This is a genomic window from Streptomyces sp. NPDC042371 (genome assembly GCF_056437465.1).
In genome coordinates this window covers 36,318-48,936 of record NZ_JBWKAP010000022.1, presented here as the reverse complement: position 1 = coordinate 48,936, position 12,619 = coordinate 36,318, and the positions used below count along the sequence as shown (strand labels likewise).

At 70.6% G+C, this 12,619-nt stretch carries 11 protein-coding genes; 6 read left to right on the top strand and 5 right to left on the bottom strand.

Features of this window, described 5'->3' with window-relative positions:
- Positions 1–4: 4 nt before the first annotated feature.
- Positions 5–910: a universal stress protein gene (locus AC068B_RS39040; protein ID WP_478676269.1), complete on the bottom strand. Its 906-nt coding sequence runs from the start codon at positions 908–910 to the stop codon at positions 5–7.
- Positions 911–1,133: 223 nt separating this feature from the next.
- Between AC068B_RS39040 and AC068B_RS39035 the strand changes: the two genes are divergently transcribed.
- The gene (locus tag AC068B_RS39035; protein WP_478676214.1) at positions 1,134–1,433 is read left to right on the top strand and encodes a hypothetical protein; all 300 of its coding nucleotides are present in this window, start codon (positions 1,134–1,136) and stop codon (positions 1,431–1,433) included.
- Between the two features lie 183 nt (positions 1,434–1,616).
- Here AC068B_RS39035 and AC068B_RS39030 read toward each other — a convergent pair whose 3' ends face one another.
- From AC068B_RS39030 to AC068B_RS39015, 4 genes are read right to left on the bottom strand one after another with little or no spacing between them, the layout of a single operon-like run.
- A complete protein-coding gene (locus AC068B_RS39030; protein ID WP_478676213.1) occupies positions 1,617–3,101 on the bottom strand; it encodes an amidase in 1,485 nt (494 codons plus the stop codon).
- A gap of 37 nt (positions 3,102–3,138) precedes the next feature.
- The gene (locus AC068B_RS39025; RefSeq protein ID WP_478676212.1) at positions 3,139–4,086 is read right to left on the bottom strand and encodes an alpha/beta hydrolase; all 948 of its coding nucleotides are present in this window, start codon (positions 4,084–4,086) and stop codon (positions 3,139–3,141) included.
- Between the two features lies 1 nt (position 4,087).
- Positions 4,088–5,395, bottom strand: a complete 1,308-nt coding sequence (locus tag AC068B_RS39020) for an amidohydrolase (RefSeq protein WP_478676211.1) — start codon at positions 5,393–5,395, stop codon at positions 4,088–4,090.
- On the bottom strand, positions 5,392–6,642 hold the full coding sequence (locus tag AC068B_RS39015; protein ID WP_478676210.1) for an MFS transporter: 1,251 nt from the start codon (positions 6,640–6,642) through the stop codon (positions 5,392–5,394). The genes AC068B_RS39020 and AC068B_RS39015 overlap by 4 nt, the downstream gene beginning before the upstream one ends.
- A gap of 95 nt (positions 6,643–6,737) precedes the next feature.
- On the opposite strand from AC068B_RS39015, the gene AC068B_RS39010 reads away from it, so the two are divergent.
- The 5 genes from AC068B_RS39010 (at position 6,738) to AC068B_RS38990 (ending at position 12,618) form a co-directional block, all read left to right on the top strand.
- On the top strand, positions 6,738–7,808 hold the full coding sequence (locus AC068B_RS39010) for an Lrp/AsnC family transcriptional regulator (RefSeq protein WP_478676209.1): 1,071 nt from the start codon (positions 6,738–6,740) through the stop codon (positions 7,806–7,808).
- Positions 7,809–7,913: 105 nt separating this feature from the next.
- Positions 7,914–8,873 carry a formylglycine-generating enzyme family protein gene (locus AC068B_RS39005; protein ID WP_478676208.1) on the top strand — a complete coding sequence of 320 codons (960 nt, stop codon included), beginning with the start codon at positions 7,914–7,916 and terminating at the stop codon, positions 8,871–8,873.
- A gap of 72 nt (positions 8,874–8,945) precedes the next feature.
- Complete coding sequence (locus AC068B_RS39000; RefSeq protein WP_478676207.1) at positions 8,946–9,512, top strand: PadR family transcriptional regulator; 567 nt, start codon at positions 8,946–8,948, stop codon at positions 9,510–9,512.
- Between the two features lie 119 nt (positions 9,513–9,631).
- Complete coding sequence (locus tag AC068B_RS38995) at positions 9,632–11,212, top strand: sulfatase family protein (protein ID WP_478676206.1); 1,581 nt, start codon at positions 9,632–9,634, stop codon at positions 11,210–11,212.
- 173 nt (positions 11,213–11,385) lie between these two features.
- Positions 11,386–12,618, top strand: a complete 1,233-nt coding sequence (locus AC068B_RS38990) for an MFS transporter (RefSeq protein WP_478676205.1) — start codon at positions 11,386–11,388, stop codon at positions 12,616–12,618.
- Position 12,619: the final 1 nt, after the last annotated feature.

The window sequence follows — 12,619 nt, the reverse complement described above, 5'->3', positions numbered from 1 at the left end:
CACTTCAGCCGTGGGCGATGACCGCGACGGGGGCAGCGGCATGGTGCAGGACGGCATGCGCGACCGGGCCGATGTGGATGCCGAGGGAACTGCGCCGGATGCGACGGCCCACCACGACCAGGCAGGCCTCATGTGAGGCGTCAACCAGGTGGTTGGCCGCTGGTCCGTAACGGGACTCCTCGACGACCTCGACGGACGGGAACTTCTGCCGCCACGGGCGCAGGGTGTCCCTCAAAGCGATCGCCTCTTGCTCGGACAGCTCGCTGTGGAAGCCTGAGTCGACTGAGAGACCGTAGGCGTAGTAGGGCGGCGGGTTCCAGCCGTGGACGACCCGCAGAGTGGTGGAGCGGCGTTCGGCCGCCTCGAAGGCGAACTCGACAAGAGCGGGGGCCGTGTCTCCATGGTCCAGGCCCAGGACCACGGGCCGGAAGTGGCTCACAGCCGTCGGGACGCCTGCGGAACCCACCAGGTGCTCGTCCGCGGCCTGTTCCCCGGCTCGGACCAGAACCACCGGCCGCTCTGTGTGTGCCACGACAGCCTGACCGACCGAACCCACCAAGAACCCTGCGATCCCACTCATGCCACGGGAACCCAGGACGAGCAGCTCGGCATCCTTCGCAAGCCCCGACAGGAGACTGGCGGGCTGCCCGGAACAGTGCTCTGCGGTGATCTCGACTCCGGGGTGCCGTCGCCGAAGGCCCTCGGCTGCCTCGCGCGGAACTCGCTCGCTCCAGTGCTGCTGCGTTTCCGGGCCGAGGAGCGGTGCCTGGGCCATCGGGTTCGGGGCGGGTTCCCACACGTGAACCAGCTTCAGCGGCAGTCCGCGCAGCTCGGCCTCGCGTGCGGCCCATTCGGCCGCTGCCTGACCTTCGGGCGAGCCGTCGAGGCCCACCATGATGGGGCAGGGCATGGGCATGCTCTCCACCTCCTCGGATTGGCATCCGCTTACAGCCTCGCGTCGAAGGCAGACGTCATGCAGGGGCCATAGGTACTCGGCTGGGGCCGACCGGCCCTGTACCGGCGGGATGCGACGGGCCCTTGGGGGCGCCCCTGCTGCCCTGAACGGCAGCCGCTCCTCGTCAGCTACCCCTTCCGGAGCGCTCCATCGCACCCTGACACGTCCCCGTTCGTCGATGAGTACGGTGGTGTTTTCGTCGCCCAGCCTCCAGCGCCTCCACAGCAAGGAGAAGGGCGGTTGTCGCGTCGTCGGCACGCTGCGCAGCCAGGGTGAGGGTTCGGGCCAGGGAGTCCTCGAACAGGGTGCGGTAGCGGCGCTCCTCTCTGTCCTGGCGCTCACGGTTGATGTTGATGAAGCGTTGTTCATCGACGTGATGTCGGACGTGCGCTCCTCCATCCATCGCTCCGAGTCGGCGAGCAACGGCCCCGTAAGCACAGACGTTTCACCACCGGCGTCGCGCCCGCGCATGGCGTAGGCGAGCATGCGAAGAAGTACTGACGACGTCGAGTGACGGGCGTGGCCACACGGCGGTGGGGTCTCGGTGGTCTCGAGGTCGTTGGGCACCGCGAGGACTGGCTTCTCCACGTTGTCAGCCCAACGAGCAAGCTCGGAAGGTAGGTTGGAACCGGCTCAGTGCCTGGTCAGGACAGACCGACGGTCAATCAGTGGCTGACTGTACGAGAGGCGTCGACTGGACGGTCGGCCGGTGGTTCGGGGTGTAGGCCCAGGGGCGGAGCTGTTCCAGGGCCTTGCCGATGCGGAAGACGGTCGGGTCGTCGTAGGTGTGGCCGGCGATCTGGACGCCTGTCGGCAGACCCCAGCTGGAGTGGCCGCTGGGCACGTTGAGGACAGGGCAGCGGTTGCTGATGTTGAAGGGCAGGGTCATCGCCGCCCACAGCGGCTCGCCGTGGTCCTCGCCGCTCACGACCAGGCGGCCCAGGAGATCGTCTCCGGCGGGCAGCCCCGGAACGGCTGTGGTCGGGCAGATGAGAGCGTTGAAGGGCGACATCGCTTCGCCCAGTTCGCGCTGCAGCCGGGTCTCGACGCGCAGGCCGTCGAGGTAGGTGACCTGCTCCCGGGCGACGGCCATGGTGTCGGCGAAGGCTGCCGCGTACGGCGACATCCGATCGCGGTGCTCGGCTTCGATCTCGCGGACGAGGGCGCCGAAGATGGTGGAGAAGTGTGCGGCGGCACTGATGAGGAGGTCGTCCTTGGTCCACGGGAGTTCGATCTCCTCGACGATCGCGCCCGCTTCGGTGAGGGCGCCGGCGACAGCGCGGGTGTTGGCCTCGATCTCCGGGTGGACGTCGTAGGCGCCCAGGCGCAGGCACAGGGCGATGCGCATCCCCGCGACCGCGTCGTACTCGGTCGGCAGGACGAGTTTCGGACGCAGTGACACGTGATCGCGCGGGTCGGGTCCTGACAGGACGTTGGCGAAGGTGACGCAGTCGTCGACGGTGCGCGCCATGGGGCCGTCGCCGCGGTAGTGGTCGGCTGACAGCGGTGCCACGCCGGGGATCCGGCCGTACGGGGCTTTGTAGCCGACGGTGCCGGTGAAGGCCGCGGGGATACGGGTCGAGCCGCCTATGTCGGACGCGGAGGCGAGCAGCGCCGTACCGGCGGCCAGGGAGGCACCGGCGCCGCCGGACGAGCCGCCAGGGGTGAAGTCGGGGTTCCAGGGATTGCGGGTGATGCCCCACAGGCGGCTGTGGGTGAAGGTGGCGATGGAGAACTCAGGGGTGGCGGTGCGGGCGTGGATGATGCCGCCGGCGTCCAGGATCCGGTCGATGACCGGGGCGTTCTCGGTTGCGACGTTGCCGACGTTGACGAGAGAGCCCTCGGTGAGGGAGCGCCCGGCGATGGCGTGTTTCTCCTTGGTGGCGACCGGGATGCCTTCGAGCGGGCGCGGCGTCAGGCCGCCCTTGCCGAGGAAGCGCTCCTCGGCAAGGGCGGCCTGTTGGAGTGCCTCGTCGTAGAGCTGGTCGGTGAAGGCGTTGACGACCGGTTCGGTCTGTTCCGCGCGGTCGATGACGACGCGCATCAGCTCCACCGGGGAGAGTTCGCGGGCGTCGAAGAGCCGTCGCGCCTCGGTGGCGCTGAGGTAGGCGAGATCGAGATCGGTGCCGGTGTCGTTCGGGTTCATGCGGACGTCCTTCGCAGGTGAGGTAGGTGAGGGGGTATCAGGCGAGCAGTCGTTGGAGCGCGGTGTTGGTCCAGGCCGTCGCCTCCCCTGCGGCGGGGCTGATGTGGACCATGCCGTAGAAGCCGTGGACGAGGCCGTCGAAGCGCCGGTGTTCGACGCGTATGCCGGCGCCGCGCAGCGCTTCGGCGTACGCGTCTCCCTCGTCACGCAGCGGGTCGTACTCCGCGGTGGCCACGACGGCCGGAGCGAGCCCGGACAGGTCCTTCGCCCGCAGGGGTGCGACCCGCGGGTCGGCGCCGAACGCGGTGGCGGCGGGATCGGCCGGGCCGGCGCCGAGGTACTGCTCGAAGAACCAGTGCAGTTCCGTGGTGGTGAGGAAGTAGCCTTCGCCGTTCTCGGCCCGCGACGGATAGGCGCCGGCCATGTCCGTGCTGGGGTAGACGAGCAGTTGGGCGGCGAGGGACAGTCCGTCGGCGTGGGCCTGCTGTGCGCACACGGCGGCCAGCGTCGCCCCCGCGCTGTCGCCGCCGACGGCCAGCCGGGCGAGGTCGCCGCCGAACGCGTCCACATGCTGTGCCACCCAGGTGAGGGCGGTGTACGCGTCGTCGACCGCGGCGGGGAAGCGATGTTCGGGCGCGAGCCGGTAGTCGACGCTCACCACGACGGCGTCGAGGTCGCGGCACAGGGTCCGGGCGTGCACGTCGTGTGTGTCGAGGTCGCCGACCACCCAGCCGCCGCCGTGCAGGTACACCACCGTCGGCACGGGCGTCGCGCTGTGCGGCCGGTAGACGCGGGCGGGGACGGAATCCGCCAGCGCTGCGGAGACCACCTCTGCGACCTCGGGCTTTGTGGCCTGGTCGAGGTGGTCGACGGTCAGCGCCCGCAGCCGTGCCCTGGCCTGTGCCGCAGCGGTCCCTCCCGGTTCGGGGGCGTCGCGTTGCTGGAGGCTTCGCAAGAAAGTAGCGATGTCCGGGTCCAGGGGCACGTCACTTCTCCTGTCGGCCGCGGACGCGTTCGTCCTCGGCACACAGCCAGTGCGCGGCTGCCGCGAGCAGCGCCGTCACACCGGTGTGGACAGTGGGTTCGGGTACGGGGGCGAAGTACGGGGAGTGGTTGGCCGGGACCGTGTCCGGCAGGCCGTCCGTCAGCAAGGTGTCGGGGTCGATGTGCTCGAAGAGGGCCGGGTCGCCGCCCCCGAAGTGCCAGAAGACCGAGGGGACACCGAGCGCCGTGCCGAAGGTGCCGAAGTCCTCGCTGCCGGTGAGGGGCTCAGGCAGGGTGAACACCCGCTCCCCACCCATGACTTCGCCGATCGCGGCCAGCACGGTTCCAGTGGTCTCGGCGTCGTTGACGGTGACCGGGAACGGGTTGAATGCGGTGATCTCAGGCTCCTCGGTGGCGCCGGACGCGGCGGCCTCGGCGCGGACGATCCGTTCGACGGCCGCCAGGACCCGCTCCCGTACGGCGGGCGTCGTGGAGCGGATGTTGATCCGCAGGTCCGCCGTGTCGGGAATGATGTTCTCCTTGGTGCCCGCGTGCAGCGAACCGACGGTCACCACGGCGGTCTGCGCCGCCCCCACCTCCCGGGAGACGACCGTCTGCAGCCGCATGACGACCGCGGCGGCCATGACGATCGGATCGACGGTCGTCTCAGGAGTGGAGCCGTGTCCGCCGCGGCCGTGAAGGCGGACCCGCAGGCTGTCGGAGGCGGCCATCACCGTGCCCGGGCGGGTGCCGACGAGACCGACGGGGGCCGGGCCCACATGCTGGCCGAGACAGACATCAGCGCGCGGAAAGCGGTCCAGGAAGCCGTCCTCGATCATGGCCGGTGCCCCGCCGACCTCCTCCGCCGGCTGGAACACCGCGACGACCGTGCCGCGCCATTCCTCACGGGCGGCGGCGAGCTGGGCGCTCGCGCCGAGCAGACAGGTGACATGCATGTCATGGCCGCAAGCGTGCATGACGGGAACCTTGTTGCCCTCACTATCGACGCCCATCTCCTGTGAGGCGTACGGCAGTTGCGTCCGCTCCCGCACCGGGAGCCCGTCCATGTCGGCACGGAGCAGGACCACCGGGCCCTCGCCGTTGGCCAGGACTCCGACCACGCCGGTGCCGCCGACGCCCTCGGTGACCTCCCAGCCCTGCTCGCGCAGCCGCTCGGCGACGACTGCGGCCGTGCGGAACTCCTGGAAGGACAGCTCCGGGTGGGCGTGCAGATCTTCGTAGAGGGCGAGCAGGCCGGGCAGCCGGTCCGGGAAGCCGGACAGCAGGCGCGATGCGGAGGCGGCGGTCATGAGTGCTCCTTTGCGGGCGTGGAGAGTTCGGGCCAGCCGGTGGCGGTCCGGAAGGAGGCGGCGTCCTGCGGGGTAAGAAGGGCCAACACGAGAGCGATCGCCGCGCCGAGCACCAGGGAGGCGAAGGCCACCTTGAAGGAGAAGGCGTCGGCGAGCGCGCCGATGACGGGCGGGGCGACCATGCCGGCCACCTGGCCGCCGAAGATGATCGCCCCGCTGCCCACGCCGACGTCCTCGGCCGCGAGGCCGCTCAGCGGCACGGCGAGGATCGGCATGTAGCAGAGGGAGACGGCAGTCGTGGCGAGCGTGCCGAAGACGATGAATCCGATGAGCGACGGCGAGAAGACCATGAACAGCAACGTGACCGCGGCCACCGTCATGCTGGGCACGATCACCCTGCGGTGGTGGCCGCCGAGGCGGTCCGCGAGCCGCCCGCCGACGACGATCGCGCCGGTCGCGGCGAGGCCGGGAATCGCCACGAGGGCCCCGGTCGAGGCGAGCGAGACGCCGTACTCCTCGCTCACATAGGACGGGATCCACGTGCTGAGACCCCACACGATCAGGCTGTAGCCGAACATCATGGCGCTGAAGCGCCAGATCACGCCCTTGCGCAGGACGCCTCCGGCGCGCCGCCGGTCGACGTGGAGCTCCGGCTCCACCGTCGGCAGCGGCGCGGGGAGCCACACCCGTATGGCCACCACGACGAAGACGCCGAGCGCCGCCGTCGAGAAGAACGCCGAACGCCAGCCGAAAGCGGCGATCAGGGGCGCGACGAGGAGCGGGGTGAGGACCCCGGCGAGGGCGTTCGAGCTCATGATCACGCCGTTGGCACCCATCCGCTCGGCCGGTGTCGTCCGCTCCACGAGGACCTTCATCGAGGCGGGCGGGAAGACGCCTTCGGCAGCGCCGAACGCGAACCGCATCAGCAGCAGGACGCCGAACGACCAGGCGAAGCCGGTCAGCGCGGTGAACACCGACCAGGACAGCAGGGCCCCGAGCATGACCCGCTGGGCGCCGTGCCGGTCGGCGAGCAGGCCGCCGGGGATCTGACACAAGGCGTAGGCGAGGAAGAACGCCGAGACGATCAGGCCCTGTTGTCCGCGGCTCACGTCGAACTCGTCGCCGATGGAGGGCAGGGCCAGGTTGATGACGAGCCGGTCGGCGTAGTCGACCAACCAGGCGGTGAACAGCAGGACGATCGTGATCCGGACGGTTCTGCGGACGGGCTGAGGGGGCGGAGCAGACACGCGGTACTCCTTCGGCTCCGGGCGGCCGAAGCCGGGGCTGGGAATCGGCCGGAAGTGCCCCTACGATCCGGTCTGTGACAGGAATCCATGGAGAATTGCAGGAAAACATCTCAGGACGAGCCCCGTTCCCCGATTCCCGCATCGCGGACGAGAGTGCCTCCTTCTCCGAGTTGGACCTGGCCCTAGTCGACGCGCTCCAGGCCGCTCCCCGGGCACCCTGGTCCCGGATCGGCCGGGCGCTCGGCGTGGACGCGACGACGGCGGCCCGCCGGTGGGAGCGGCTGCGCGCGGGCGGTCTGGCCTGGGTCAGCGCGTACGACTCGGCGAAGGCCGCGACCGTCGCCTACGTCGAGGTCCGGTGCCGGCCCCGGGCCGTGGAATCCGTCGGCGCAGCCCTGGCCGGCATGCCCTGGGTGTTCAGCGTCGACGAGACGGCCGGCGACTTCGATCTCCTGGCCTCGGTCGTCGCGGCCGACCTGCCCGCCCTCGGCCGGTCCGTGCACGGTCTGATCGGCGGCCTGAAGGGCGTACGGTCCACCCGCACACGCCTCGGCATCACCCTGTACAGCGAAGGCGGCGACTGGCGCATGCGGGCCATGGCACCGTCCGGCGACACGGAACTCTCCGCCCCGCGCACCTCACATCCGACCCCGTACAGCGCCCACATGCACCACCGGCCGCCGCCCGAGGACCAGGCCCTCCTGGACGCTCTCGGCCGCGACGGACGCCTCGGCTACACCGACCTGGGCGCCGCGACCGGTATGAGCGAACACACCGCCCGGCGCCGGCTCCAGCGGATGATCAGGTACCGGGACATCACCTTCCGCTGCGACCTGGCCCATCCCCTCGCCGGGCTCTCGACCGTCGTGCTGTACCGCACCGCTGTCCCCCACACCCACCTCGAGGCCACGGGCCACGCACTGGCTCGCAGCGAAGACGTGCGCCTGGCCGTGTCCGTCAGCGGCTCCGACAACCTCCTGGTCATGGTCTGGCTGCGCGGCCTGCATGCCATCGACCCCTTCGAGGCGCACCTCGCGGAACGCTTCCCGCATCTGAAGGTCAGCGACCGCACTGTCTTCCTCCACTCCCGTAAGCGCATGGGCCGGCTCCTCGACACCACCGGCCGCGCCGTCGGGCACGTCCCCTTCGCCCTGCCGCAGGTCTGACCCCGGCACCTCTTCCTCGTCGGGGCTCCGCATGGTTATGTTCGGGAGAACATAGGAGGGGTGCCGATGCGGACGCCCCCGACGACCAGGAGGATCAGAGCCGAGATGAGCGATTCCCGCGGCCCCGCGCGCTGCTGCATGCCGACCGGCGGAGGACCGACAGCCGTTTCCGCGACCGTACCCCTGACCGCGGCGCCGGGCCGGATGCGCGACGAACGGGGGATGGTGTCACTGCCGGGCGGCGAGTTCCTGATGGGCACGGACGACACCGAGGGCTTCGCCGGGGACGGCGAGGGGCCGGTGCGGGCCGTGCGGCTCGACCCGTTCCGCATCGACGCGTGCGCGGTGACCAACGAGCAGTACGCGGCCTTCGTCGCCGACACCGGATACCGCACCGACGCCGAACGCGTCGGCTGGTCGTACGTGTTCGCCGGGTTCCTGCCCGCGGCCCTGCGGCGCGGCGCGCCCCGGCCGGAGCGCACCCCCTGGTGGTGCGGAGTGCGGGGCGCCGCCTGGGACCGACCGGAGGGGCCCGGCAGCACGCCGGAGGGGCGCGGTGACCACCCGGTCGTGCACGTGTCCTGGAACGACGCCACCGCGTACGCCGCGTGGGCGGGCAAGCGGCTGCCGACCGAGGCAGAGTGGGAGTACGCAGCCCGCGGAGGGCTCGAGCAGCGGCGATACCCCTGGGGCGACGAGCTCGACCCCGACGGCAGGTACCGCTGCAACATATGGCGCGGCACCTTTCCCGTGAAGAACACCGCCGCGGACGGCTATCGCGGCACGGCGCCCGTCGACGCCTTCGAGCCCAACGGCTTCGGCCTGCACAACACCTCCGGCAACGTCTGGGAGTGGTGTGCCGACTGGTGGACCACGGACCACGGATGCGCCCGACCGCCGGTCAACCCCCAAGGCCCGCACGGCGGTTCGGACAAGGCGATGCGCGGCGGCTCGCACATGTGCCACGTCTCGTACTGCAACCGCTACCGCGTCGCGGCCCGGACCGCCAACAGCCCGGACAGTTCCAGCGGGCACGCGGGTTTCCGCTGCGTCGCACCCGTGTGAAGACTCTTGACACCGTCCGGGCGGCGGGTGAATCTGAGCCTTGCTAGGTTCCTGAGAACATAAGAGGTTCGGATGCAGCTCGACTACGTGATCCTCGGTGCGCTGGCGCTTCGCCGCCTGTCCGGCTACGACCTGCGCCGCTGGATGGAGGGTCCGGGCCGGTACATCGGGTACGGCGTCAAGCTGCCGCAGATCTACCGCCGGCTCGGCACCCTGGTGGAGCGCGGCTGGGTGAACTTCGACGTCGACCCACGCGAGGGCCGCCCGGACGCCAAGGTCTACCGGCTCACCGAGGAGGGCGAACAGGCGCTGCTCACATGGGCGCGCTCCCCGTACGAGCCGTCGCTGCGCCCCATGGACCCGGAGTTCAAGCTGCGCTTCGTCTTCGCCGGGCAACTCGACCCCGAGATCGCCCTGGACGTCGTCCGCACCGAGCTGGCCCACCGGCTCAAGCACGACGCACTCAGCGCCGCCGCGCCCGTCCCCGTCGAGTACGAGCCCCAGATCGACGGTCTCGACGCGGACTGGGCGCGAGAGGTGCACACCATGGCCCACGAGCACGGTTACGCGTTCACGGCTTCCTACATCGCCTGGCTCCAGCTCACCGAGGCCCGCCTGGTGGCGCGGCTCGGCCGCTGACCCCGCCACACCTGCAAAGCCCCTACACCCCAGCACCCCGTACCGCTTCCGCAGCACGTGACGAGCCGCACCGCCACGTGGCAATCCCCCCTGCCCGATCCCCCTCCAGGGAGACACACATGCGCATCATCTACGTCGACGTGGACACCCTCCGCGCCGACCACACCACCCCGTACGGATATCACCGGCCCACCACCCCCCACCTGCAAGAGCTCGCCGACAAGTCCGTCACCTTCGACCGCTACTACTGCTCCGACTCGCCGTGCCTGCCGTCCCGTACCGCCCTGACAAGTGGCCAGTTCGGCATCACGAACGGAGTGATCGGGCACTTCGGCCCAGCCGCGCAGTTCCGGCTCGACGCCGGGCACGGCCCCGAGCCCGACCGGCCGCTGCTCGGCCAGCGCCTCGGCTTCGGCGGGTACTACACCGCCGCCGTGTCGGTCTTCGCCGAGCGCCACCGCGCGTACTTCTTCCACGCCAACTTCCGTGAGTCGATCCGCGCCACCGACCGGCTGGGCGACGAGGAGGCGCACGACGTCAACCGCGCCGCGATCGACTGGCTGCGCCGGCACGCGGACGACGACAACTGGTATCTACACCTGACCTATTGGGACCCGCACACCAACTACACGCAGCCCGCCGAGTGGACCGAGCAGATGGCCGCCTCGGGGCCCGTGCAGTCCTGGCCGGACGAGGAGACGATCGCCGCGCACGCCGAGGTGTACGGTCCGCGCAGCGCTCTCGATCTGCACTACTCGATCAGCGGCGCCGGCACCTCGCCCGTCCCGCACAACATGCCGGACGCGATCCGTTCCCGCGCCGACTTCGAGCACCTGATCAACGGATTCGACGGCGCCATCGCCTACTGGGACCACCACTTCGGCCAACTCCTCGCCACCCTGGAGGAGTTGGGGATAGCCGACGAGACCGCGGTGATCGTCAGCGCGGACCACGGGGAGTCCTTCGGCGAGCTGGGCTCGTACGCCGAACACGGGCACGCCAGCGAACCCGTTCATCGTGTCCCACTGATCGTGCACTGGCCGGGGCTCACCGACCGGCTGCCCGACGAGGCCCGCCGCAACGACGCCCTCCTCTATAACATCGACCTCGCCCCCACCCTGTGCGACTTGCTCGGCCTGGACGTCCCTGCCGGCTGGCAGGGGACGTCGTTCGCGCCCGCGATCCGCGGCGAGACGATCGACTCGCGCGAGTACCTCGTCCTCGGGCACGGCGCCCACACCTACCAGCGCGCCGTCCGCACCCGCGACCACCTCTACCTGCGCACCTACCACCCCGGCAGCTTCCGAACCGAGTGGGAGCAGCTCTTCGACGTCACCAAGGACCCCTATCTGACACGGGACTTGATGAACGAGGAACCCGACCTCGCCGCACGAATGCGGTCGCATCTCGCCGAGTGGTGGCACGAGTACGCGGGCCGCCCCGGCGCTCTGCCCGACCCCATGCAGACCACCCTGCAGACCGGGCCCACGTACTACAACGACCCCGCCCGCTACGCCGCGCACCTGCGCGCCACCGACCGCGGCCACCTCGCCGACGACCTGGAGCAGCGCCTCGCCACGCTGAACATCCCCGTGTCCTGGCACGCCCCCGACCGGCCGCGCACCGCCGAGCTCCTCGAACGCTGGGTCCACCTGCTGCAGACCCGCGACCAGCGCGCATCCACCCAGCAGAACGGCTGAGCCGCCCACCCGCGCACGCACCCCGCACCGGCGAAGGAGCCGTGATGCCGACCGACGCCGTACCACCAGTACCGCCTGCACCCGTACGATCCGTCCCGCCGCGCACGAAGGCGCCACCGCCGGGCGCTCCCCGTCGATGGCGTCAACTCGCCCTCCTGGGCGGCCTGTTGAATGTGGACAACAGCGAGTCCAGTGTCCAGTCCGTCCTCTTTCCCGCACTGCGCGCCTCGCTCGGGCTTCCGCTCGCCGCACTCGGCCAGCTGGTCGCCGCGAGCAAGCTGGTCACCGTCGTCGCCGGTCCTCTCTGGGTGGCGCTGGCCCGCCGATGGCCGCGCAAGAACGTCCTCGCCTTCTGCTGCGGCTTCTGGGGCGTGTGGACCGCGGCCATGGGCCTGGCCCAGAACTTCGTCCAGCTCCTCATCCTGGCCACCATCGCCTCCGCTGGGATCGCGGGCGGCGGACCGCTCGTCAACGGCCTGGTGGCCGACCTCTTCGACGACGCCGACCGCGGCCGCGCGTCCGGAGTGCTGTACGGCATCGCCGCACTGGGCCTCGGTATCACGGGTCCGTTGCTCGGCCTGCTCTCGGACGTGGAGAACGGCTGGCGGTACGGATTCTTCACCTCCGGCGCCGTCCAGGTGGTCTTCGGCGTGCTGATCCTCGCTTTCCTGAACGACCCGGGCGTCGGCGCCACGGACGGCGCGGGCTCCGGACCGGCCGCCGTGGCCGGGCTGACCCGGGCGCAGTTCAGCGGCCTGCTGCGCAACCGCACCTTGCTGCTGATCTGCGTACAGCGCCTGACCACCGGGCAGTTCATCCTGATCAGCTTCGGAGTCACCTTTCTGGTCGACGAGCGCGGTTTCAGCAACGCCACCGCCTCTCTGGTGACACCGGCCGTCACCGTCACCTACCTGCTCGGCACGTTCCTCGGCGGCTTCGTCGGCGACCGGGTCCACCGGCGGCACCCGCGCACCGGCCGGATCGCGGCCATGCAGACGGCGATCGTCGCCTATGCCGTGGTCGCCTACGCCGCTACCCAGATCGACTGGGGCCCGATGTGGGCGTACATGGTGGTGTTCAGCCTGGTGGGCGCCGCGCAGAGCGTCACTCCCGGCATCAACCGGCCGGTGGTGATGTCGGTGGTGCTGCCCGAACTGCGCAGCGCGGCCTTCGCGTTGATGCTCTCGGTCGAGGCCGCCGGGTGGGCCATCAGTTCCCTCCTGGTCGGCTATCTCGGTGACGCGTTCGGCCTGCAGACGGCATTCCTCTGGCTGGCCGTCGTCCTCATGCTGGCCAACGGCGCCCTGGTCACGCTGCTCTACCGGCCCTACGTGCGCGACGCCGCGGCCGTCCGGTCGGAGCTGGCCCGCCGCGCAGCCGTCACCGGACCGACGGACCCCGCATGAC

What these genes read in the sequence shown, in the direction of transcription:
- AC068B_RS39040 (WP_478676269.1), bottom strand. Translation starts at nt 910, where the DNA reads ATGCCCTGCCCCATCATGGTGGGCCTCGACGGCTCGCCCGAAGGTCAG.
- AC068B_RS39035 (WP_478676214.1), top strand. Translation starts at nt 1,134, where the DNA reads ATGAGTACGGTGGTGTTTTCGTCGCCCAGCCTCCAGCGCCTCCACAGC.
- AC068B_RS39030 (WP_478676213.1), bottom strand. Translation starts at nt 3,101, where the DNA reads ATGAACCCGAACGACACCGGCACCGATCTCGATCTCGCCTACCTCAGC.
- AC068B_RS39020 (WP_478676211.1), bottom strand. Translation starts at nt 5,395, where the DNA reads ATGACCGCCGCCTCCGCATCGCGCCTGCTGTCCGGCTTCCCGGACCGG.
- AC068B_RS39005 (WP_478676208.1), top strand. Translation starts at nt 7,914, where the DNA reads ATGAGCGATTCCCGCGGCCCCGCGCGCTGCTGCATGCCGACCGGCGGA.
- AC068B_RS39000 (WP_478676207.1), top strand. Translation starts at nt 8,946, where the DNA reads ATGCAGCTCGACTACGTGATCCTCGGTGCGCTGGCGCTTCGCCGCCTG.
- AC068B_RS38995 (WP_478676206.1), top strand. Translation starts at nt 9,632, where the DNA reads ATGCGCATCATCTACGTCGACGTGGACACCCTCCGCGCCGACCACACC.